This is a genomic window from Pseudonocardia sp. WMMC193 (assembly GCF_021728735.1).
Taxonomy (GTDB): Bacteria; Actinomycetota; Actinomycetes; order Mycobacteriales; family Pseudonocardiaceae; genus Pseudonocardia; species Pseudonocardia oroxyli.
In genome coordinates, this window is record NZ_JAKKDO010000003.1 from 3,809,196 (window position 1) to 3,829,633 (window position 20,438).

Genomic DNA, 20,438 nt, shown 5'->3' on the forward strand with positions numbered 1-20,438 from the left:
GTGCTAGCGGCTTCACGAGGCACCGCCGGTGACGATCGCGGCCGCGACGATCCCGAGTACGACCAGCAGCCCGGTCACGGCCAGCGCGGTGGTGAAGCTGCCGGTGGCGCGGTGGCGACCGCGGGGACGGGCGAGCAGGGCGCCGCCGGGCAGCGAGCCGGGGCGGCCGGGCCAGAGGTGCTCGGCGAGTACGAGCGCGACCACGCCCATGCCGCAGACGGCACCGGCCAGGACGATCCAGCCGGACGGGCCCCACGCAGTCACCGCGGCGACGGTGGCGATCGCGACAAGGCCGCCGACGACCAGGCTGACCAGCAGCCAACGGGTGGGTGTCACGGTCGAGAGTGCGAGAACTCGGCCGTCGGGCCGGTACGCTGGGCCCTGATCGGCGGTGTGGACGGACATGTGGGTTGGTCCTCTCGTTGGTCACTCGGGCCCGGACCGGTTGCGACGGTTCGGGCCCCTTCAGTTGGCTGGCGCGCCGTCTCCCACGGCGAGCACCGCGAGCACAGGTCTTCGCCGACCCACCAGCAGGGCTCTCCGAGAGCAGCGACGCACTGTGTGCAGTCGGCATCGGTGCAGCCGCACGAGCGGCAACGGCGCGAGCTCACGCCGCGGGGGTCTTGGCGCAGCGGCGGCTCACGACGCAGCCTCGGCGGGCTCGGTCGCATCGGAGCCGTCGTCGGTGGTCGGCGGGTCGGGAGCCCAGTTGATGAGCGTCTGGAAGGGGACCTTGATCTGGCCGCCGGTCGCCTGCTCAAGCTCGGAGGCGATCGCTCGCCAGGACTTGCGCTCGGGACGGCGCGCTCGGATCCAAGGACCCACCGGCTCGCCCAGCAGGTGACTGGCGAGTCGCTGCAGCGGGGTCTCGGACATGATTTGGGACCGTAGTCCAGAGATTTGGACTAGGTCAAACAGAACGACACAAGCGTGTCGCGACTCGATCGAGTGGTGCAGAGTTGTCAAACTCTATGACAAGGATCTAGTCTCTGGACCATGACCACGGCACACGTCAAGGCGGAGGACGGCACCCCGGCCGCCCAGGCCAACGACCGCATCCGACTGACTGTCCGCGCCCTACGGAGTGCGTACGACGTCGACGTTCCTGTCCTGGCGCGCTACGTCGGGGTCTCGCGCAACACCCTCTACAACCGCCTCAACGGCATGGGCCCGTTCAGTGGCGGCGAGCTGGTGCGGATCGCCGAGTTCTTCGATACGACGGTGCAGGCAATCTGCGATGGATCCGTAACGATCTCGCCGAACAACCCTCCGCCCATGACGACGACCGAGTTGCATACCCGTCGGTAACCTGCATAGCGGTCGACGGCGGAGTATGCGCCGAGTAGCCTGACGGTATGCGCAGCGAGCGGGTGACCGTCACCCTCCCGGCCGAGCTGGTCGCCGAGGCACGTGAGGCGGTCCAGAACGGGTCGGCCGCGAGCCTCTCGGCCTACGTCGCCGAGGCGGTCCAGGCGCGGCAGGCCCGCGACCGCGCACTCGCTACTCTTGCCGATCTGTACGGAGGTCCCCCGCCGGCGGACGAGCTCGACGCGGCACGCAGGTCGCTGCGCCTGGTTCCCCCGGTCGCCGTCGGCTGAAGGGCGCGCAGATGATCGGCGGAAGAGTGCTCGACTCCACCGCGCTCACGGCATTCGCCACCGGCAGGCCGGTGTACATGCGGGCCCTCGTGTGGGCGGCGGTCGAGGAGAACCTCGTCCTCGCGATACCCAGCGCCGCGCTCGGTCGGGCCTGGGCGCAGCTCGACCCGGAGCACCACGCGGCCCTGCAGGTGCTGCTCGGCCTGCCCAACACCGTGATCCACGACCTCTCGCCCGCCATGGCCCAGGAGTCCGGCCTGCTGCTCGCCGCGTCCGGTCAGGACGACATCGTGAGCGGCCAGGTGGTGGCGACCAGCAGGCGGCGGGGCTGGCCCGCGGTGACGGGGGACCCCGGCACGCTCCGCAAGCTGGACGCGGCCGTGGCGATCGAGGAGCTCCCCTGACCTGAGCGCAGTGTGGAGCCACACCGCGACTAGGTGAGGCGGGATCTCAGGGCGGTCAGTTCCGGGTGCGTGAGGCCGTTGGCCTGCAGCCAGGCGGCCGCGCCGCCGTCCCGCTCGTCGAGGATGGCCAGGACCTGGGCCATCGCCTCCGCGCGGGGGCGATGGCGGTCCAGCTCGTCGGGGGCGGGCATCTCCTCGCCGGTGGACGCGGTCCAGCGGCGGAACATGTCGTCGATCTTCGTGGCGGACAGGGCGTAGTCCTCGACCACGGCCTCCCGCTCCACCCCGACGGCCTCGAGCACCAGCGCGACCAGCGTGCCCGTGCGGTCCTTCCCCGCGGCGCAGTGCACCAGCGCGGCGCCCTCGCCGAGCGCCAGCCGCCGGACGGCGCCGACCACGTTCGGCGCCTTGTCCCGCAGGTACCCGAGGTAGTTCCCGACCATCGGATGGACGTCCTCGCCGACCTCGGGCAGCTCCCGGCCCGCCTCGGGGATGAACGTGAACTGCACCGTCTCGACGCCGGCGGCGATCAGCGGGCTCTCCCCGAACTGGGCGATCTCCCGGTCGGTCCGCAGGTCGAGGATCAGCCGCAGGTCCAGCTCGTCGACCAGCCTGCGGACGTCCGCCGGGGTGACGTGGGTCAGTGCCTCACTGCGCAGCAGCACCCCGGGCCGGGTGCGGGACCCGTCGCCCAGCGGCAGACCACCGACGTCTCGGATGTTGCTGAGGCCCTCGAACTGCAGCCACCGATCCGTGGAGGTCACGCCCCGACCGTAACCGGCGCGGGGCGTGACCGGGGTCTCAGCCGAGCAGCTTCTGGGTGCCCGCCTGGGCCACGACCAGCGGATCGGGCAGCGCGGGCAGGCCGTCCTCGGGGGCGAGGACGGTGAAGTTCATGACGACCTCACCCTCCCGCACCGAGATCATCACGACGTCGAAACCCTCCCCGCCGAGCCGCCATCCGGTCGCCTCGTCGTAGGGCAGGTCCGCGGACAGGTCCTCCGCCGGGGCGAGCACGACCGGCTTGTCGCCGACGCTGCCCTGCCCGCAGTCCATCCCGGCGAGCGAGGCCCGGTAGGCCGCCGCGGCGGACCCGGGGTCGCCGTAGACGCTGATCGCCTCCTGGACCAGGCCGGACGGGCTCTCGGCCGCCGCCCCGACCCGCACGGCGTACGGGAACTGCGCGACGACGCCGGGGCCGCCGCAGATCGCGGGCTGCGCCGGGTCGGGCCTCGGCTCGTCACCGACGGCGAACCCGGGCCCGATCTCGGCGGGCGTGAGCAGGAAGGGGCGCAGGCCATCGGCGGCGGCGTCGAGGTCCGTACCACCGGTGCTCGCGGCGCCCGCGGGCTTCTGCACGGCCGCCGCAGGCTCCGGCGCCGACTTCGGCAGCGGCGCCGCGGACGCCTGCTCCGCGGCGGGTACGGACTGGGCGACGGGCGCGGTGACGGGCGCGGACTGGGCGACCGGCGTGGCCGCGACACGCGGCTGGGCGTCGGCGACGGCACCGCAGCCCGCGGACAGCAGGGTGGCGACGGCGAGGGTCGGGATCAGGGTCAGCAGGCTGCGGTTCATGTCGGAGAGTCTTCGCGGCGGAGCGCTCCCGGTCGGGAGGGTCACCACCACTCTCGTGGGATGCCGGCATGTGGACGGGACTTCCGGTTCGGCGCACCGCGACGCAGGATGCGAAGGGTGAGCAGCGCCGACACCACCCTCCCCGAGCCCGGCTCCCCCGCCGACCCGCCGCTGGGCGTGGCGCTCGACGCGCTCGCCGCGGCCGCCCCCGACCGTCCCGCCCTCCTGCACCGCGACACCGTGCTCACCCGCGCCGAGCTGGCGGCGGCGTCCAACCGGGCGGCGCGCGAGCTCGCCGAGCTCGGGGTGCGCGAGGGCTCGCTGGTCACGATCGGCCTGCCGAACGGGCCCGCCTTCTACGAGGCGGTCGTCGGCGCCTGGAAGCTCGGGGCGATCCCGCAGCCGGTGTCGGCGAAGCTGCCCGCCGCCGAGCTCGCGGCGCTGATCGAGATCGCCGATCCGGCCGTCGTCGTGGGCCTCACCCCGCCCGACGGCCGCCCGCACCTGCCCGCCGACTGGCGCCCGGACCCCGCCCGGGACGCGGGCCCGCTGCCGCCCGCGGTCCCGCCGCGCTGGAAGGCCCCGACCTCGGGCGGGAGCACCGGCCGACCGAAGATCATCCTCGCGGGCAACGCCGGGCGCGTCGGCACCGTGACCGCGGCGGCCGACCGGCTGCGCATCCGCGGCGACGGCGAGGTGTTCGCGGTGACCGCGCCGCTCTACCACAACGCGCCGTTCATGTTCTCGCTGATCAGCCTGCTGCGCGGCGGCACCGTGCTGGTGTTGGACCACTTCGACGGGCCGACCGTGCTGCAGGCCGTGGCCGAGCACCGGGTGACCTTCCTCTACGCCGTGCCGACGCTGATGGGGCGGATGCTGCGCGTCCCGGCCGCCGAGCGCCCGGACGTGTCCAGCGTCGAGACCCTGCTCCACCTGGGCGCGCCGTGCCCGGAGCACGTGAAGCGCGCGTGCCTGGAGTGGTTCGGCCCCGAGCACGTCTGGGAGCTGTACGCGGGAACGGAGTCGCAGGCCAGCACGGTGATCGACGGCATGGAGTGGCTGGCCCACCCCGGCTCGGTCGGTCGGGTGGTCTCCGGCGAGATGCGCATCGGCGACGAGGAGGGCAGGCCGCTGCCGGTCGGCGAGGTCGGGGAGGTGTGGATGCGGGTGCCCGAGCAGCCCTACGCCTACCTCGGCGCGACCGCCCGCCACCGGGACGGCTGGGAGTCCCTGGGCGACCTGGGCCGGATGGACGCCGAGGGCTACCTCTACCTGGCCGACCGCCGCAGCGACATGATCCTCGTCGGCGGGTCCAACGTGTACCCCGCCGAGGTCGAGGCGGCCCTGGAGACCCACCCCGCGGTGCTCTCGTCCTGCGTCATCGGGCTGCCGGACGACGACCTCGGCAACCGCGTCCACGCCCTCGTCCAGCTCGCGGCACCCGTCCCCGACGAGGAGCTCCGCGCGCACGTCGCGGGGCGGCTGGCGAGGCAGAAGGTGCCCGCCACGGTCGAACGGATGGACCACCCGCTGCGCGAGGACACCGGCAAGGTGCGCCGCTCCGCCCTGCGCGCCGAGCGCCTGCCCTCGGGTTAGGGCGTGTCTCCCGAGGAGCCTGCTACGCCGGGGTCCGCCGCAGCACCGGCGGGAGCATGCGGGCACCCTCGCCGTCCGCGCCCGCGCGGTCGCCCGGGTTCATCAGCCTGCACCGGGCCAGCGACAGGCACCCGCAGCCGATGCAGCCGTCCAGCCCGTCACGCAGGGCGACGAGGGCGTCGATCTGCTCGTCGAGCCGCCCGCGCCAGGTCTGGGACAGCCGCGTCCAGTCCGCCTTGGTCGGGGTGTGGTCGGCGGGCAGGGTGGCGAGCGCCGCCCGCACCTCGTCGAGCCCGATCCCGATCGCGCGGGCGGCCCGGAGGAACGCGAGCCTGCGCAGCACGCTCCGTTCGTAGCGCCGCTGACCGCCCGCCGTGCGGGTCGTGTGGACCAGCCCCTCCCGCTCGTAGAAGCGCAGCGCGGAGTGGGCGAAGCCGCTGCGCTCCACGACCTCCCCGATGGTCAGCAGGTCCTTGGCGTGCACGCTCACCCCTGAAGTCGACTTCAGGATGAGGTTACCGCTCACCGCACGACGACCGACTCACCCGACCGTGGATCGGCGCGACGAACGGACCCGGAGCAGCGGCGACAGGCCGCCCCGAGGGTTGTGCCGTTCGGGTCGCGCTCCGTAATCTCCCCGTAGTCATCACGGCGAGATCACGAACAGGCACCCGGAGCCGGACTCCCCGACCGGCTCCCCGGACCCCCCATCCGGGCCTGAGCGGGATCAGCCGCTGGACCGAAAGGCACTCGAACCTTGGCTGGCCACCGCTCCCCAGGCGGCCGGCGTGGTGACGGGCTCCCGCTCCCCCTTGGGACCCCGCCTCGCCGCGCCGCCAGACACGCAACCGTGTCTCGACGCACCGTCGCGTCCCACACCGCCGCCGTCGGCGCCGCGTTCGGCGTGCTGGCGACGGGCACGTTCGCCGCCGTGACCTCGGGCGGCACCGCCGGAGCCGTGGCGGACGCCGCGGAGACCGGTCCGGCCACGATGGCGACCACCCTGGCCGCCAACGAGGCCGTGCTGCCCGCCGCGGACACCGTCTCGAGCGCCGCGCACGTCACCCCCGCCGCCTTCGGGGTCGACGACCTCGACGCGGGCGAGGACTTCGACCTCTCCGCGCTGGACAAGGCGGGGAAGATCGCCGACGCGATCGCCCAGAAGCAGGCGGAGGAGGCCGCGGCGCAGGCCGAGGAGGACCGCCTCAACGCGGTCATCGCCAAGGGCGGGCTGGACGGCTGGATCGCCGAGGCCCTGCGGATCTGCGATCTCCCGCAGGACCTGGCCCCCAGCGTCAAGAAGGTCATCATGGCGGAGTCGGGGGGCAACCCGAAGGCCGTCAACAACTGGGACGCGAACGCCCTGCGCGGCACCCCGTCGCAGGGCCTCATGCAGACGATCCCCTCGACGTTCAGGAAGTTCGTCCACCCCAGCCTCGCGGGCCGCCCGATCACCGATCCGGTCGCCAACATCACCGCGGGCGTGCGCTACATGGTCGCCACCTACGGGCTGTCCACCCTGGAGGCCGGCGGCCGGAGCAACCACGCAGGCGACTACATCGGCTACTGAGTCGAGGACCGGCGAGACCCCGCCCGTCGGGCGCGCACAGGTGGGCGCCTTTACGATCGACTCTCAGGCACGACCGAGAGGACCCGGATGAGCCAGGCCCACCCGGGTCCGTCGGACGAGACGACAAGCGCCCTGCAGCAGCGGACCCGCCGCTTCCGTCCCGAGCTCCAGGGCCTGCGGGCCCTCGCGGTGCTCCTGGTCGTCGTCTACCACGTCTGGTTCGGCCGGGTGTCCGGCGGCGTGGACGTATTCTTCGTGATCTCCGGGTTCCTGATCACCGGCCAGCTCCACCGCGCCGCCGCCCGGGGCACGCTGCGCTTCCGCCCGATGTGGGCCAGGCAGGCGGCACGGCTGCTGCCCGCCGCGTTCACGGTGCTGCTGGGCGCCGTCGCCGCCGGGTGGCTGCTGCTGCCCGAGGCACGCTGGCAGCAGACCCTCAACGAGGTGTTCTCCTCCGCGGTCTTCCTGGAGAACTGGCGGCTCGCCGCGGACTCCGTCGACTACGCCGCGCAGCACAACACGCAGAGCCTGGTGCAGCACTTCTGGTCGCTGTCCATCCAGGTGCAGTTCTACATCGTGTGGCCGCTGCTGGTCGCGCTCGTGGCGCTGATGGCCGCGAACCGCCTCGTGGTCGGCTCCGCGAGCTCCGCCTCCGCGCGCGAGCGCCTGCGCGCCTACCTGCTCCTCGCCCTCGGCGGGCTGTTCGTCGCGTCCCTGAGCTACTCGGTGATGCTCACCCTCACCGACCAGCCGCTGGCGTACTTCCACTCGCTGACCCGGGTCTGGGAGTTCGCGCTCGGCGGGCTGCTGGCGCTCACCATCGACTCGATCGTCCTGTCGGCGCGCACCCGCCTGCTGCTCGGCTGGGTCGGCGTCGTCGGGCTGATCGCCTGCGGCGCCGTCCTGCAGGTCGACGCCGTCTTCCCCGGCTTCGCCGCGCTCTGGCCGACCGGGGCCGCCTGCCTCGTCCTGATCGCGGGCGCGACCGGCAGCCGGGCGGGCGCCGACCGCATCCTGTCCTCCCGCCCGCTGAAGTACGTGGGGGACGTCAGCTACGCCCTCTACCTCTGGCACTGGCCGCTGCTCATCCTGTTCCTGGTCACCCGGGACCAGGAGGCGGTCGGCCTGCGCGGCGGGCTGGCGATCATCGCGTTGGCGTTCGTGCTGGCCGTGCTCACCCACCACTTCGTCGAGGAGCCGATCCGCCGGGCGTCGATCTCGGACCGGGCCCGGTACCGCGGCGCCGCCGCCGGGCTCGTCGTGGTGCTGCTCGCGGCGGGGGCCTGGCAGTGGGAGACCACCGCGCGGGCGAGCTCGGTCGCCGTGGTCGGGGACGAGTCGCACCCCGGCGCCCTGGCGATGCGGGGCGGCCCGGCCGTGACGCAGGCCCCGCTGATCCCGCCGCTGGTCACCGCCCAGGACGACTGGTCGCGCATCGAGTACTGGAACTGCGTGCCGATGTCCCGGCTGCCGGAGAACGCCGCCTGCACCCTGCCGCCGCTGGACCCGGCCGTGCCGCCCGTCGAACGGGTCGTCGTGGTCGGGGACTCGCACGCCCAGCAGTTCACCGCCGCGATGGTGCCGTGGGCGCACGCCCGCAACGTCGAGCTCACCGCGATCATCCACGGCGCCTGCCCCTTCTCCACCGCGTCGGAGGTCTACCCGGACGACCCGGTGTGCCTGAACTTCAACGACGCCGCCGCGGGCGAGATCGCCGACCTGCACCCGAACGTCGTGGTCACGCTCGCGAGCCGGGACGTCCAGGCCGGACTGACCGAGGTCACCCCGCCCGGGTTCGTGGACCGCTGGCGCGAGCTCGACGCCCAGGGCATCCGGGTCATCGCGCTGCGGGACAACCCGCGCTTCGCCCCCGAGTTCCGGCCTGCGGACTGTCTGCAGCAGGCGGGCCGCGGGTCGGACCAGTGCAGCCTGCAACGCGCGCAGCTCTACGCGCCCGTGCCGCCGTGGGAGGCGATCCCGGACCTCCCGCCGAACGTGTCCTTCCTGGACTACACGGACTACTTCTGCGGCCCGCAGACCTGTCCGGTGGAGGCAGGCAACGTGCTGATGTACCTGGACTTCAACCACATCACCGCCACGTACATGACGTCCCTGGCCCCGGTCGTCGGCGAGGACTTCGACCGCATCCTCGGGGTCTGATCGGGGTCTGGTCAGGCCGTCGGGCGGGCCCGCCTGCCCTGCACCGCGACGACCTGGCCGCGCCGCAGCTGCGCGCCGCGGCGGGTCTCGGGCCTGCCGTCGACCTCGACCTCGCCGGCCTCGACCAGCTCGCGGGCGTGCACGCCGTCCTCGGCCAGCCCCGAGAGCTTCAGGAACTGGCCGAGACGGATGGGTTCCTCGGCGATCGGGACGTCCAGAATGGGCGGGCGCGACATCGGTCGATCGTTGCACGATGGCCCCGTGCTCGATCTGCGGCTCCTCCCCAAGGCCCACCTGCACGTGCACGCGGAGAGCACGATCCGGCCCACGACGCTGGCCGAGCTCGCCGCCCGGCACGGGGTGGAGCTCGGGCCGCGCAGGCGCGCGTTCACCGGGTTCCGGGACTTCGCCGACCACAACGCACGGACCCGCGCCTGCCTGCGCGAGCCCGGCGACTTCACCCGGATCGGGCGCGAGCTGATCGAGGACGAGGCGGCGCAGGGCACCGTGCACGTCGACGTCACCTTCACGGCGGCCTCGCACGGCGAGCGCCTGGGCGAGCCCGAGATGCCGCTCGACGCGCTGCTCACCGGCCTCCGCGGGGCCGCCGCCCGCACCGGGACGACGTTCGCGGTCATCCTCGACCACTCCCGACGGCGGTCGGTCGCCCGCTTCGCCCGCACCGTGGCCCTGGCCGGGTCCCGGCCCGAGGTCCGCGCCGTCGGGCTGGCCGGGGACGAGGCCCATCCGCTGGCGCCGTTCGCGGGCGTGATCGCCGACAGCGGGATCGCGATGGTCCACCACGCGGGCGAGACGGCGGGGCCCGAGAGCGTGCGGGAGGCGCTCGGGCTCGGCCGTGCGGTGCGGATCGGGCACGGCCTGCGGGTGCTCGAGGACCGCGAGCTCGTCGCGGAGCTGCGCGACCGGCGGGTCCCGCTGGAGGTGTGCCCGTCGTCCAACACCGCCCTGGGCCTGGTCCCCTTCGGCGCGCACCCGCTGCCCCGGATGATCGAGGCCGGGCTCGTCGTCACCCTCAACACCGACGTCCCGGACATCACCGGGCACTCCCTCGTCGACGAGTACGCGCTGGTCAGAGACGTGTACGGGGCCTCGGACGGCGATCTGGAGGGCCTCGCCCTGGCCTCCCTGCGGGCTGCGCTGCGTTAGGCCGGCAGGGCCTCGAGGATCGACAGCGGGGAGGCGGTGGGGATGATCCGGGCCAGCTCGAAGCCCGCCTGGGCGAGCAGGGCGCGATGGTCCCGTTCGGTGCGCTCGCGCCCGCCCACGGTCAGCAGCTTCTCCAGGTCGGTCATCTTCGCCGGGTGCGGGGTGTTGCCCTCCGGAAGCACCGCCTCGACGACCAGCAGCCGCCCGTGGGGCGCGATCGCCTCCCGGACGCCGCGCAGGATCCGCAGCGCGGGCGCCTCGGGGTGGTCGTGCAGGACGTTCTTCAGCAGGTAGCAGTCCGCGTCCGCGGGCAGCGGTCCCTCGGCCGGGTCGTGCAGCGTGCCGCGGGCGTGCGGCGCGGCCCGGAGCACGGCGGCGAGCAGCTCGCCGCGGCCGCCGACCTCCACCACCGTGCCGGTCCCGGTGAAGTCGTAGGCGGCCACGACCGGCTCCGGCGGCCCGACGGGCTCGTCCCCGCCCTGCGGCGCCGGGACCACGGGGGCGCCCTCGCGCACCACGTCCAGCAGCGTGCCCCAGTTCTCCCACTGCGGCGGGCCGCCCCAGAACAGGGCCGCCGGGCGCAGCGACTCCGGGTGGTCGGCACGCAGCGTGTCCGCCTGCGGGGTCAGCTCGTAGCGCCCGTCCGGTCGGACCGCGAAGATCTCGACCGCGGCGAGCGCGCGCAGCAGCCTGCGCACGCCGTCCGGGTCCGCATCCACCCGCAGCGCGATCTCCCCCGGCGTGCGCGGGCCCGCGGCCAGCACGTCCGCGATGCCGAGACGGGCCGCGACGTGGATCGCCGCCGCGATGCGGTGCCCCTGGATCAGGTCCAGCATCGACGGTTCCGGCCGCCGCCGGTGCCATCGCCGGAGCAGTGCCCGGGGTCCGCTCGTCGCCACCACCGCCATGGTTCTCCTCGCCCTCCCTGCCTCGTGGGGCCCCGATCGTCACAGCCCGTTGTGTCCGAGTTGTGACGTTCGCCCGTCCGAGCGACGAGAGGCGGTGGGGCTGCGCCGGTCGGTCCCGGTTGACGGCGCCGCCGCGACGGCGCACCGTCGGACCATGGCTGCGCCGACGACGCCCCAGACCGACATGACCGCCTTCGAGCCGGACCAGGAGGGCATCGCCCTGCCCCAGCCTCCGGTGTTCGCGACCGCCGAGCAGGAGCGCGAGCACCGCAAGCAGCAGCTCGCGGGCGCCTTCCGGATCTTCGGCCGGTTCGGGTTCGGCGAGGGGGTCGCGGGCCACATCACGGTGCGCGACCCGGAGGACCCGGACCTGTTCTGGGTCAACCCGTTCGGCATGTCCTTCCGCCACATCCGGGTGTCCGACCTGCTCTGCGTCGACCACTCCGGACGGGTGGTGCACGGGACCAGGCCCGTCAACCGCGCGGGCTTCGTGATCCACTCCGCGGTCCACGAGGCGCGTCCGGACGTCGTGGCCGCGGCCCACGCGCACTCGGTCTACGGCAAGGCGTGGTCCTCCCTGGGCCGGGTGCTGGACCCGATCACCCAGGACGCGTGCGCCCTCTACGAGAACCACACCGTCGTGACCGAGGGCGGCGGCGCGGTCGTGGTCGACGCGGAGGCGGGGCGCCTGCTCGCCGCGGGCCTCGGCCAGAACGCGATGTGCTTCCACCGCAACCACGGGATCTTCGCCGTCGGGCACACCGTCGCCGAGGCGGCGTGGTGGTTCATCTCCACCGAGCGCAACTGCCAGGCCCAGCTCCTGGCCGAGGCCGCGGGCACGCCGCACCTGATCGACCCGGAGAACGCCCGCTTCACCCGCGAGCAGACGGGCGGGCACTACTCGGGCTGGTTCGCCTTCCAGCCGCTGTGGGACGAGATCGTCCGCACGGACCCGGACCTGTTCGACTGATCGAACGGGGCGTCTCGTACTGAGACGCTTTCTTGACTGGTTCCAGTTCTTCCGCCAGGGTGGGCGGGTGCCGACGACAGCGGATCTCGAGAGCCTGCTGCGCGGAGCCGCACTACGTGTGACGCGGCCCCGGGTGGCGGTGCTGTCCGCTGTGCACGACCGCCCCCACGCCGACACGGCCACGCTCATCACGGCCGTCCGCGACTCCCTGGGCGAGGTGTCCCACCAGGCCGTCTACGACGTGCTCCGCGCGTTGACCGCGGCGGGCCTGGTGCGCTGCATCCAACCGAGCGGGTCGCTCGCGCGCTACGAGGCGCGCGTCGGGGACAACCACCACCACGTGGTGTGCCGGTCGTGTGGAGCCATCGCCGACGTCGACTGCGCCGTCGGATCCGCTCCCTGCCTCACCGCGGACGACGACCACGGCTTCGCCATCGACGAGGCCGAGGTCGTCTACTGGGGACTCTGCCCAGCGTGCGCGGCCACCACCACCTCAGTGAACCCGGAAGGAACTTCCCGTGTCTGAGCACCCGAACGCCGAAGTCGGCGAGATGAACGAGACGGGCGCCGCAGGCTGCCCCGTCCACGCCGGCCGTCTCGGTCACCCCACCGAGAGCGCGAGCAACACCGACTGGTGGCCGAACCAGCTCAACCTGAAGATCCTCCGCAAGCACCCGGCCGAGGCCAACCCGCTCCCCGGGTTCGACTACAGCGAGGCCTTCCTCTCGGTCGACCTCGACGAGCTCGCGAAGGACGTCGACCACGTCCTCACCGACTCCAAGGACTGGTGGCCCGCGGACTTCGGCAGCTACGCCGGTCTGTTCATCCGCATGGCGTGGCACAGCGCGGGCACCTACCGCGTGGACGACGGCCGCGGGGGTGCGGGCGCGGGCATGCAGCGCTTCGCGCCGCTGAACAGCTGGCCGGACAACGGGAACCTGGACAAGGCCCGTCGGCTGCTGTGGCCGGTCAAGAAGAAGTGGGGCCAGAAGATCTCCTGGGCCGACCTCATGATCTTCGCGGGCAACCGCGCGCTGGACACCGCGGGGCTGAAGACCTTCGGCTTCGCCGGCGGCCGGGCGGACGTGTGGGAGCCGGACGAGGACGTCTACTGGGGCCCGGAGCGCACCTGGCTGGGCGACGAGCGCTACACCGGTGACCGCGAGCTGGAGAAGCCGCTCGGCGCCGTCCAGATGGGTCTGATCTACGTCAACCCGGAGGGCCCCAACGGCGTGCCGGACCCGGTCGCCGCGGCCCGCGACATCCGCGAGACCTTCGGTCGCATGGCGATGAACGACGAGGAGACCGTCGCCCTCATCGCGGGCGGCCACACCCTGGGCAAGACCCACGGCGCGGCGGACGCGGACGAGTTCGTCGGCCCGGAGCCCGAGGGCGCCCCGATCGAGCAGCAGGGCTTCGGCTGGAAGGGCTCGTACCGCTCGGGCGTCGGCCGGGACGCGATCACCTCCGGCCTCGAGGTCACCTGGACCTCCACCCCGACGAAGTGGAGCAACGGCTTCTTCGACAACCTGTTCGGCTACGAGTGGGAGCTCGAGAAGAGCCCCGCCGGCGCCAACCAGTGGGTCGCGAAGGACGCCGAGGCGACCATCCCCGGTCCGCAGGAGGGCGACCCGAAGCGCAAGCCCACCATGCTCACCACGGACCTGGCGCTGCGGTTCGACCCGATCTACGAGCCCATCTCGCGCCGCTTCCACGAGAACCCGGCCGAGTTCGCGGACGCGTTCGCCCGGGCCTGGTACAAGCTCACCCACCGCGACATGGGCCCGAAGCAGCGCTACCTCGGCGCCTGGGTCCCGCAGGAGGAGCTGATCTGGCAGGACCCGGTCCCCGCGCGCGGTGACTACACGCTGACCGACGCCGAGGTCGCCGCCCTCAAGGCGAAGATCCTCGACTCCGGCCTCACCGTGTCGCAGCTGGTCAAGACGGCGTGGGCCGCGGCCTCGTCCTTCCGGATCAGCGACAAGCGCGGCGGCGCCAACGGCGGCCGCATCCGCCTCGAGCCGCAGCGCGGCTGGGAGGCGAACGACCCGGACGACCTCGCCCAGGTCATCCGCGTGCTGGAGGGCATCCAGGCCGCGGACGGCAAGGTCTCCTTCGCCGACCTCGTCGTCCTCGGTGGCGTCGCGGCGGTCGAGAAGGCCTCCGGGGTGTCGGTCCCGTTCACCCCGGGCCGCACCGACGCCACGCAGGAGAAGACGGACGTCGACTCCTTCAGCCACCTCGAGCCCACGGTCGACGGCTTCCGCAACTACCGCGGCAAGGGCCACCGCCTGCCCGGCGAGTACCTGCTCGTCGACAAGGCGAACCTGCTCGGCCTCACCGCCCCGGAGATGACGGTGCTGGTCGGCGGCCTGCGCGTGCTGGGCGCCAACTCCGGCGGCTCGACGGCCGGGGTGTTCACCGACCGGGTCGGCACGCTGACGAACGACTTCTTCGTCAACCTGCTGGACATGGACGTGGAGTGGCACTCCACCGGTGACGAGGACCTGTTCGAGGGCTACGTCGACGGTGCGGTGAAGTACACCGGCACCCGCGCCGACCTGGTCTTCGGCTCGAACTCCGAGCTGCGGGCGCTCGCCGAGGTCTACGCCTCGGACGACGCCAAGGACAAGTTCGTCGCGGACTTCGTCGCGGCCTTCGCCAAGGTGATGGACGCGGACCGCTACGACGTCTGATCGTCCGACCGACGCGGCCCCCGGGAGCGGTGCTCCCGGGGGCCGCGTCGGGTCAGGCGGTGGCCGCCGCCAGGAAGCGCTCCAGCTCGCCGCGGGTGCCCGGCCCGCACGGCTGGAAGACGATCTCGGTCACCCCGGCGTCGACCGCCTCGTCGAGCTTGCGCCGGACCTGGGCGGCCGTGCCGCTGACCGTCACCTCCGGCAGGATCTTGTGCCCGCCCGCCTGCCAGGCGGCCGTGTCTGCCCGGCCCAGCTCCACGCAGTGTCCCGCGTGGACGGACAGGTGACGGAGCTCGTCCGGCGCCTCCTCGACGACCGCCATCCACTCGGCACCGCCGGGTAGCGCGCGGACGGCGTCGGGCCCGCCGAACTCGTAGGCACCGTGGTAGGCCAGCGCCCAGCCGGGCCCGCCCGCCAGCCGCACGCGCTCGTCGTCGACCGCCTCGCCGTCCCCCAGCACGGTGCCCCAGACCAGGTAGGGCACCCACGAGTACTCGGTCATGAACTCGGGCAGCGCCAAGGTCACGTACAGCCCGTCGCCCAGCTCCCTCGCCACCGAGTGGCCCTTCGGCCCCAGCGCGCCGACCAGGATCGGGACGTCGACCGGGCGGGCCGGGGCGGGCCCGTCCGGGTGCAGCATCCGCATCCGCGCGCCCTCCCACTCGACGACCTCGCCGCGCAGCAGCGCGCGGTAGGCGCGCAGCTAGGACTCCATGAACGCCCAGGTGATGGCCTTGTAACCCATCGCCCGGCGCCCGGTGTGGACAGAGCGGTCGGGAACGCGCAGGACACCTCCATCGGGGTCCTCCTCTCGGTCAGACCCGGTAGGCCAGCAGCGCGGCCTCCCGCGCGGCGGCGCGGGCGGCCTCGTGGAAGTCGGGCGCGGTGCAGGCGAACAGCGTCCGGCCGTCCGCGCCGCCGAGGGCGCACGCGAACACCCCGGTGCCGGTGGGGACCTCGGCGGTGATCGAGCCGCCCTCGACGACCCGGATCAGGCGGCCGCCCACGGCGTCGGCGATCCAGAGGCCGTCGCCGTCGAGGGCCGATCCGTCCGGCGCGACGACGACCTGGCCGAGTGCCTTCTCCAGGTCCCGTTCGGTGGGCACCGGGCCGAACTCCGCCCACGTGCGCCGGTTCGCCAGCGACCCGTCCTCGGCGACGTCGAAAGGTCGAGGTCGACCCCCGCCTGCAGGACGACTCCGCGCAGCTCTGGCCCGCCGAGCTCGGCGCGGTCCCGCAGCGCCTGCTCACCTCGGCCGTGCGCTGCTTCGCCGCCAACGGGTTCCACGCCACCACGACCCGGGACATCGCCGAGGGCGTCGGGCTCAGCCCGGCCGCCCTCTACGTGCACTTCCCGTCCAAGGAGGCGACGCTGCACGCGATCGTCCGCGCGGGCCACGAGCACGCCCTCGCCGTGCTCGCGCCGCGGCCCGGCGACCCGACGGACCCCGAGGGCCGCCTGCGCACGATGGTCTCCCCCTACACCGCCTGGCACGCGCGGTGCCACGTCGCGGCCCGCGTGTGCCAGTACGAGCTGACCGGGCTCACCCCGGAGCACTACGCCGAGATCCGGGACCTGCGCCACCGCACCAACGCGGTCTTCCGGGACGTGGTGGCCCGCGGGGTGGCCGCGGGATGCTTCGCCGCCCCGGACGTCAACCGGCTGGTCCGCGGCCTGCTGTCGCTCAGCATCGACCTCGTCCGCTGGTACCGGACGGACGGCGCGGACGCCCCGGAGGACGTCGGCGCGTTCTACGCCGACCTGGCGATCCGGATGGTCGCACCGTGCACGCAACGCCAAGAACTCTGACCTCTGCGCCAAGCCCGCGGCGCACCTCCTCCGCCAGGATCGACCCCTGACGCCGCCCCACCACGGAGGAGTTCCCCATGACCGCCGCCACCACCACGGTCCGGGCCGCCTGTCCCCAGGACTGCCCGGACACCTGCGCCATGCTCGTGAACGTCGACGAGAACGGGCGGGCGGTGAACGTCGCGGGCGACCCGGACCACCCGTACACCAACGGCGGGCTCTGCGTGAAGGTCAACAACTACCTGGACCGCGTGTACGACCCCGGGCGCGTGCTGTTCCCGCTGCGCCGCACCGGCCCGAAGGGCAGCGGCCGCTTCGAGCGCATCACCTGGGAGGCGGCGGTCGCCGAGATCGCCGAGAAGTTCACCGCCATCGCGGCCGAGCACGGGCCCGAGGCGATCATGCCGGTCAGCTACCTCGGCACCCAGGGCATCCTCAACGGCCTCAACGTCGGCGACCCCTTCTTCGCCAAGCTCGGCGCCACGGTCGCCGAGCGCACCTACTGCGACTCCGGCTCCTGCACCGCCTACGCCATGACCATCGGCGACACCGCGGGCGTGGACCCGGAGAGCCTGGTCCACTCGAAGTTCATCCTGGTGTGGGCCTGCAACATCATGAGCACCAACCTGCACCTCTGGCCCTACATCGCCAAGGCGCGGAAGAACGGCGCGAAGGTCGTCGTCGTCGACCCGATCCGCTCGCGCACCGCGGCCGCCGCGGACCAGCACATCGCGATCCGCCCCGGCACCGACGGCGCGCTGGCGCTGTCCATGGCCCACGTGATCATCGCCGAGGGGCTGACCGACCAGGACTACATCGACCGGTACACCGTCGGCTTCCCCGAGTTCGCGGAGCGGGTCGCGCGCTACACCCCGGAGTGGGCGGAGACCGAGACCGGCGTGCCCGCCGAGACCATCCGCACGCTGGCCCGCGAGTACGCGACCGCGCAGCCGTCGGTCATCCGGATCGGGGTCGCCGTGGAGCGGCACGCGGGCGGCGGGCAGACCGTGCGCGCCCTGTCCTGTCTGCCCGGTCTGGTCGGTGCCTGGCGCAAGCCGGGCGGCGGGATCCTGCAGCTCCCGCTCTGGGCCTTCCCGGTGAACTGGGGTGCGTTCATGCACCCGGAGATGCTGACCCCCGGCACGCGGGTGATCAACCAGTACACCCTCGGCGCCGCGCTGGCCGGTGACCTCCCGGAGGGCCCGCCGCTCAAGGCGCTGATGGTCTACAACTCCAACCCGGTCGTCACCACCCCCGACCAGGACCGGCTCATCGAGGGACTCAAGCGCGAGGACCTGTTCACGGTGGTGTCCGAGCAGTTCATGACCGACACCGCGGACTACGCCGACATCGTGCTGCCGGCCACCACCCAGCTCGAGCAGTCGGACATCATGTTCAGCTGGGGGCACCTCTACATCACCTACAACCACCAGGCGATCGAGGCGCTCGGCGAGGCCGTGCCGAACACCGAGCTGTTCCGCAGGCTGGCCGCCGCGATGGGCTACGACGACCCCGTCTTCCAGCGCACCGACGAGGAGATGATCGCCGAGGCCTTCGACTGGTCCCACCCGAACATGGAGGGGATCACGGTCGAGTCGCTGAAGGAGAAGGGCTGGCAGCGGCTCACCGTCCCCGGCCCCGACGAGTACGCCCCGCACGCGGAGGGGAACTTCCCGACGCCGTCGGGCAAGGCGGAGTTCGTGTCCGCCGCCGCGGCGGGCGGCAACTTCGTGGTCCCGCTGTTCCGCCAGGGCTCCAACGACCACCAGCCCGGCCAGCCCGTGGACCCGCTGCCGCACTACATCGCGCCCCGCGAGTCCGCCGCCACGAACCCCGAGCTCGCCGCGCGCTACCCGCTCAACCTGCTGACCCCGAAGTCGCACGCGTTCCTGAACTCCAGCTTCGGCAACCACGACTTCCACCGCCAGGTGGCGAGCGAGCACAGCCTCGTCATCCACCCCGACGACGCCGCCTCCCGCGGCATCGAAGAGGGCGCCCCGGTCCGGGTGTTCAACGACCGCGGCACGTTCACCGTGGTCGCCACCGTGCAGGACACGGTGCCGCGCGGGGTCGTCGTGAGCCCGATGGGCGGCTGGCGGAAGAACTCCAAGGCCTCCGCGACGCTCGCGACCGTCAACCCGACCGTGTTCGGGGACCTGGGCAACGCGCCCACCTTCTCGGACACCCTCGTGGACGTGGAGATCGCCTGACATGGCCTACGTCGTCACCGAGGCCTGCATCGACGTCCAGGACCGCTCCTGCATGGAGGAGTGCCCGGTGGACTGCATCTACCCGGGTGACCGGATGATGTACATCCACCCCGACGAGTGCGTCGACTGCGGCAAGTGCATGCCCGCCTGCCCCAGCGACGCGATCCACTGGGAGTACAAGGTGCCCGCCGAGCAGGCGGCGTTCGTCGAGGCCAACGCCGTCACCGTCCGGTCGAACGGGCTGTCCGGCGGCGGCGAGGACGCCGACCCGGTGCCCGACCACCCCCTGGTGGCGCAGCGGAGGCCGCGATGAAGGTCGACCTGGCCGTCGTCGGGGCGGGTCCGGCGGGCCTCTACGCCACCTACTACGCCGGGTTTCGCGGGCTCTCGGTGGCCGTGGTGGACGCGCTGGACCAGCTCGGCGGGCAGATGTCGGTGCTCTACCCGGAGAAGCCCGTGTTCGACGTCGCGGGCTTCCCCCGGGTCCGGGCCCAGGACCTGGTCGACTCGCTCGTCGAGCAGGCCGCCACCGCCGACCCGACCTACCTGTTGGGCCACCACGCCGTCGGGCTCGACCACGGGCCCGACGGGGTGGTGTTGGAGACCGACCGCGGCGCCCGGATCGAGGCCGGCGCGCTGCTGGTGACCGGCGGCATGGGCCGGTTCACTCCGCGTCCGCTCCCCGCGGGGGGCGACTTCGCGGGCCGGGGCCTGCGGTACGCGGTGCCCCGGCCCGCGGAGCTCGCCGACCGGCACGTGCTGATCGTCGGCGGCGGTGACTCCGCGGTCGACTGGGCGCTGTGCCTGGAGCCGATCGCCGCCTCGGTCACCCTCGTCCACCGGCGCACCGCCTTCCGGGCGCACGAGCGCAGCGTGAAGGAGCTGGAGGCCTCGTCGGTGCGGATCCTCACCCCCTACGAGGTGCTCGACGTCCGCGGCCCCGACCGGGTCGCGGAGGTCGACGTCGAGGGGCCCGTGGGCGTCGAGACGCTCGCGGTGGACGAGATCGTCGCCGCGCTGGGGTTCAAGGCCGACCTCGCGGCCCTGTCCTCCTGGGGGATCGAGCTCAGCAGGCGGGCCGTGGCCGTCGACCGGTCCATGCGGACCAACCTGCCGCGGGTGTTCGCGGCCGGTGACGTCACGGACTTCGAGGGCAAGGTGAAGCTGATCTCGGTCGGGTTCGGGGAGGCCGCACTGGCCGTCAACAATCTCGTGCCGCTCGTCCGCCCCGATCTGCCCGTCGTTCCGGGACACTCGAGCGATGCGGCCTAGGGACGTGTCTCGCGCGCTCGTCACCGACCACGCCTACGGCAGGCTGCCCGCGCGGGGCGAACCGGTCCCGGTGGCGGCGGCGATGCTCCACGCCCCCAAGACGTGCGGGCCCGCCACCACCGTCGGGCAGGCGCGGGCGGCGTTCGCCGACGACCACGTGCACGCCCTGCTGGTCGTCGAGGACGGGACGCTCCTCGCCGTCGTCGAACGGGCGGACCTGCCCGGGCGGCCCGCAGGCGCGCCGGTCCGCCACATCGGCGGGCTGGCGGGGCGGACCGTGCGCCCGGACGCCGACCTGTTCGCCGTCCGGGACGCGCTGCGCGCCGCCGGGCGGCGCAGGCTCGCCGTCGTCGACGGGTGCGGGAGGCTGCTCGGGCTGCTCTGTCTCAAGCGCTCCGGCGCCGGGTTCTGCTCCGACGCCGGGGTCCGCGCCCGACAGGTCCGAACAGGGGAAACTCACCTGGAGGCAACGCGCCGGTGACGTGAGCGTGGCACCGTGTCG

General features: G+C 73.2%; 23 protein-coding genes and 1 pseudogene. 15 read left to right on the forward strand and 9 right to left on the reverse strand.

The genetic code is table 11. The features are described from left to right. Positions 1-12 precede the first annotated feature (12 nt). Both L3X23_RS19765 and L3X23_RS19770 read right to left on the reverse strand, forming a co-directional pair. Positions 13-336 (reverse strand): hypothetical protein, encoded by a 324-nt coding sequence (locus tag L3X23_RS19765; RefSeq protein WP_237193605.1) that lies wholly within the window; start codon positions 334-336, stop codon positions 13-15. Positions 337-639: 303 nt separating this feature from the next. Further along, positions 640-876, reverse strand: coding sequence for a hypothetical protein (locus tag L3X23_RS19770; protein ID WP_237193606.1), 237 nt, complete (start codon positions 874-876; stop codon positions 640-642). Positions 877-996: 120 nt separating this feature from the next. Between L3X23_RS19770 and L3X23_RS19775 the strand changes: the two genes are divergently transcribed. The 3 genes from L3X23_RS19775 to L3X23_RS19785 are packed head-to-tail and all read left to right on the forward strand — an operon-like array spanning position 997 to position 2,002. Further along, positions 997-1,308 carry a helix-turn-helix domain-containing protein gene (locus tag L3X23_RS19775; protein ID WP_237193607.1) on the forward strand — a complete coding sequence of 104 codons (312 nt, stop codon included), beginning with the start codon at positions 997-999 and terminating at the stop codon, positions 1,306-1,308. 47 nt (positions 1,309-1,355) lie between these two features. Next, on the forward strand, positions 1,356-1,598 hold the full coding sequence (locus L3X23_RS19780; RefSeq protein WP_093084125.1) for a hypothetical protein: 243 nt from the start codon (positions 1,356-1,358) through the stop codon (positions 1,596-1,598). A gap of 11 nt (positions 1,599-1,609) precedes the next feature. Beyond that, positions 1,610-2,002 (forward strand): hypothetical protein, encoded by a 393-nt coding sequence (locus L3X23_RS19785; protein ID WP_093084122.1) that lies wholly within the window; start codon positions 1,610-1,612, stop codon positions 2,000-2,002. Positions 2,003-2,031: 29 nt separating this feature from the next. Here the strand turns inward: L3X23_RS19785 and L3X23_RS19790 are convergent, their stop codons facing one another. Both L3X23_RS19790 and L3X23_RS19795 read right to left on the reverse strand, forming a co-directional pair. Continuing rightward, complete coding sequence (locus L3X23_RS19790) at positions 2,032-2,766, reverse strand: tyrosine-protein phosphatase (protein ID WP_093084119.1); 735 nt, start codon at positions 2,764-2,766, stop codon at positions 2,032-2,034. 37 nt (positions 2,767-2,803) lie between these two features. After that, positions 2,804-3,577: a hypothetical protein gene (locus L3X23_RS19795; protein WP_237193608.1), complete on the reverse strand. Its 774-nt coding sequence runs from the start codon at positions 3,575-3,577 to the stop codon at positions 2,804-2,806. Between the two features lie 117 nt (positions 3,578-3,694). On the opposite strand from L3X23_RS19795, the gene L3X23_RS19800 reads away from it, so the two are divergent. Then, positions 3,695-5,173, forward strand: coding sequence for an AMP-binding protein (locus tag L3X23_RS19800; RefSeq protein WP_237193609.1), 1,479 nt, complete (start codon positions 3,695-3,697; stop codon positions 5,171-5,173). 22 nt (positions 5,174-5,195) lie between these two features. Here the strand turns inward: L3X23_RS19800 and soxR are convergent, their stop codons facing one another. Next, positions 5,196-5,657, reverse strand: a complete 462-nt coding sequence (soxR, locus tag L3X23_RS19805) for a redox-sensitive transcriptional activator SoxR (RefSeq protein ID WP_237198068.1) — start codon at positions 5,655-5,657, stop codon at positions 5,196-5,198. A 366-nt stretch (positions 5,658-6,023) separates the two neighbouring features. Between soxR and L3X23_RS19810 the strand changes: the two genes are divergently transcribed. After that, positions 6,024-6,743 carry a transglycosylase SLT domain-containing protein gene (locus tag L3X23_RS19810; protein ID WP_237193610.1) on the forward strand — a complete coding sequence of 240 codons (720 nt, stop codon included), beginning with the start codon at positions 6,024-6,026 and terminating at the stop codon, positions 6,741-6,743. Between the two features lie 87 nt (positions 6,744-6,830). Continuing rightward, positions 6,831-8,903: an acyltransferase family protein gene (locus L3X23_RS19815; protein ID WP_237193611.1), complete on the forward strand. Its 2,073-nt coding sequence runs from the start codon at positions 6,831-6,833 to the stop codon at positions 8,901-8,903. An 11-nt stretch (positions 8,904-8,914) separates the two neighbouring features. Here L3X23_RS19815 and L3X23_RS19820 read toward each other — a convergent pair whose 3' ends face one another. Further along, complete coding sequence (locus tag L3X23_RS19820; RefSeq protein ID WP_093084106.1) at positions 8,915-9,139, reverse strand: RNA-binding S4 domain-containing protein; 225 nt, start codon at positions 9,137-9,139, stop codon at positions 8,915-8,917. A gap of 25 nt (positions 9,140-9,164) precedes the next feature. Here L3X23_RS19820 and L3X23_RS19825 point away from each other — a divergent pair, with 25 nt between their 5' ends. After that, the gene (locus L3X23_RS19825; RefSeq protein WP_237193612.1) at positions 9,165-10,070 is read left to right on the forward strand and encodes an adenosine deaminase family protein; all 906 of its coding nucleotides are present in this window, start codon (positions 9,165-9,167) and stop codon (positions 10,068-10,070) included. Here L3X23_RS19825 and L3X23_RS19830 read toward each other — a convergent pair. Continuing rightward, positions 10,067-10,978 (reverse strand): acetylserotonin O-methyltransferase, encoded by a 912-nt coding sequence (locus L3X23_RS19830; RefSeq protein ID WP_237193613.1) that lies wholly within the window; start codon positions 10,976-10,978, stop codon positions 10,067-10,069. The genes L3X23_RS19825 and L3X23_RS19830 overlap by 4 nt on opposite strands. Positions 10,979-11,132: 154 nt before the next feature. Between L3X23_RS19830 and L3X23_RS19835 the strand changes: the two genes are divergently transcribed. From L3X23_RS19835 to katG, 3 genes are all read left to right on the forward strand, one after another. Next, entirely contained in the window at positions 11,133-11,948 is an 816-nt protein-coding gene (locus tag L3X23_RS19835) for a class II aldolase/adducin family protein (RefSeq protein ID WP_237193614.1), read from the forward strand. 67 nt (positions 11,949-12,015) lie between these two features. After that, on the forward strand, positions 12,016-12,474 hold the full coding sequence (locus L3X23_RS19840) for a Fur family transcriptional regulator (protein ID WP_093084100.1): 459 nt from the start codon (positions 12,016-12,018) through the stop codon (positions 12,472-12,474). Beyond that, on the forward strand, positions 12,467-14,644 hold the full coding sequence (katG, locus tag L3X23_RS19845; protein WP_237193615.1) for a catalase/peroxidase HPI: 2,178 nt from the start codon (positions 12,467-12,469) through the stop codon (positions 14,642-14,644). Before L3X23_RS19840 ends, katG begins: the two co-directional genes overlap by 8 nt. Before the next feature lie 52 nt (positions 14,645-14,696). On the opposite strand, the gene L3X23_RS19850 is transcribed toward katG, so the two are convergent. Both L3X23_RS19850 and L3X23_RS19855 read right to left on the reverse strand, forming a co-directional pair. Continuing rightward, positions 14,697-15,347 (reverse strand): LLM class flavin-dependent oxidoreductase, encoded by a 651-nt coding sequence (locus L3X23_RS19850; protein WP_255735203.1) that lies wholly within the window; start codon positions 15,345-15,347, stop codon positions 14,697-14,699. Positions 15,348-15,459: 112 nt separating this feature from the next. Beyond that, positions 15,460-15,798: pseudogene (locus tag L3X23_RS19855) on the reverse strand (SMP-30/gluconolactonase/LRE family protein); the annotation flags it as partial. Here L3X23_RS19855 and L3X23_RS19860 point away from each other — a divergent pair. The 5 genes from L3X23_RS19860 to L3X23_RS19880 all read left to right on the forward strand — a co-directional run bounded on the left by L3X23_RS19860 (position 15,720) and on the right by L3X23_RS19880 (position 20,417). After that, entirely contained in the window at positions 15,720-16,454 is a 735-nt protein-coding gene (locus tag L3X23_RS19860; protein WP_308116923.1) for a TetR/AcrR family transcriptional regulator, read from the forward strand. The pseudogene L3X23_RS19855 and the gene L3X23_RS19860 overlap by 79 nt on opposite strands. 77 nt (positions 16,455-16,531) lie before the next feature. After that, positions 16,532-18,664 carry a molybdopterin-dependent oxidoreductase gene (locus L3X23_RS19865; RefSeq protein ID WP_237193619.1) on the forward strand — a complete coding sequence of 711 codons (2,133 nt, stop codon included), beginning with the start codon at positions 16,532-16,534 and terminating at the stop codon, positions 18,662-18,664. Between the two features lies 1 nt (position 18,665). Beyond that, positions 18,666-18,977, forward strand: coding sequence for a ferredoxin (fdxA, locus tag L3X23_RS19870; RefSeq protein WP_237193620.1), 312 nt, complete (start codon positions 18,666-18,668; stop codon positions 18,975-18,977). Further along, positions 18,974-19,936: an NAD(P)/FAD-dependent oxidoreductase gene (locus tag L3X23_RS19875; protein ID WP_237193621.1), complete on the forward strand. Its 963-nt coding sequence runs from the start codon at positions 18,974-18,976 to the stop codon at positions 19,934-19,936. Before fdxA ends, L3X23_RS19875 begins: the two co-directional genes overlap by 4 nt. Then, positions 19,926-20,417: a CBS domain-containing protein gene (locus L3X23_RS19880; RefSeq protein WP_237193622.1), complete on the forward strand. Its 492-nt coding sequence runs from the start codon at positions 19,926-19,928 to the stop codon at positions 20,415-20,417. The genes L3X23_RS19875 and L3X23_RS19880 overlap by 11 nt, the downstream gene beginning before the upstream one ends. Positions 20,418-20,438 lie beyond the last annotated feature (21 nt).

Coding starts and splice junctions, on each gene's coding strand:
- fdxA (WP_237193620.1), top strand. CDS start 18,666: ATGGCCTACGTCGTCACCGAGGCCTGCATCGACGTCCAGGACCGCTCC.
- L3X23_RS19875 (WP_237193621.1), top strand. CDS start 18,974: ATGAAGGTCGACCTGGCCGTCGTCGGGGCGGGTCCGGCGGGCCTCTAC.
- L3X23_RS19820 (WP_093084106.1), bottom strand. CDS start 9,139: ATGTCGCGCCCGCCCATTCTGGACGTCCCGATCGCCGAGGAACCCATC.
- L3X23_RS19835 (WP_237193614.1), top strand. CDS start 11,133: ATGGCTGCGCCGACGACGCCCCAGACCGACATGACCGCCTTCGAGCCG.
- L3X23_RS19865 (WP_237193619.1), top strand. CDS start 16,532: ATGACCGCCGCCACCACCACGGTCCGGGCCGCCTGTCCCCAGGACTGC.
- L3X23_RS19770 (WP_237193606.1), bottom strand. CDS start 876: ATGTCCGAGACCCCGCTGCAGCGACTCGCCAGTCACCTGCTGGGCGAG.
- L3X23_RS19815 (WP_237193611.1), top strand. CDS start 6,831: ATGAGCCAGGCCCACCCGGGTCCGTCGGACGAGACGACAAGCGCCCTG.
- L3X23_RS19785 (WP_093084122.1), top strand. CDS start 1,610: ATGATCGGCGGAAGAGTGCTCGACTCCACCGCGCTCACGGCATTCGCC.
- L3X23_RS19880 (WP_237193622.1), top strand. CDS start 19,926: ATGCGGCCTAGGGACGTGTCTCGCGCGCTCGTCACCGACCACGCCTAC.
- L3X23_RS19830 (WP_237193613.1), bottom strand. CDS start 10,978: ATGGCGGTGGTGGCGACGAGCGGACCCCGGGCACTGCTCCGGCGATGG.
- L3X23_RS19775 (WP_237193607.1), top strand. CDS start 997: ATGACCACGGCACACGTCAAGGCGGAGGACGGCACCCCGGCCGCCCAG.
- L3X23_RS19780 (WP_093084125.1), top strand. CDS start 1,356: ATGCGCAGCGAGCGGGTGACCGTCACCCTCCCGGCCGAGCTGGTCGCC.
- L3X23_RS19795 (WP_237193608.1), bottom strand. CDS start 3,577: ATGAACCGCAGCCTGCTGACCCTGATCCCGACCCTCGCCGTCGCCACC.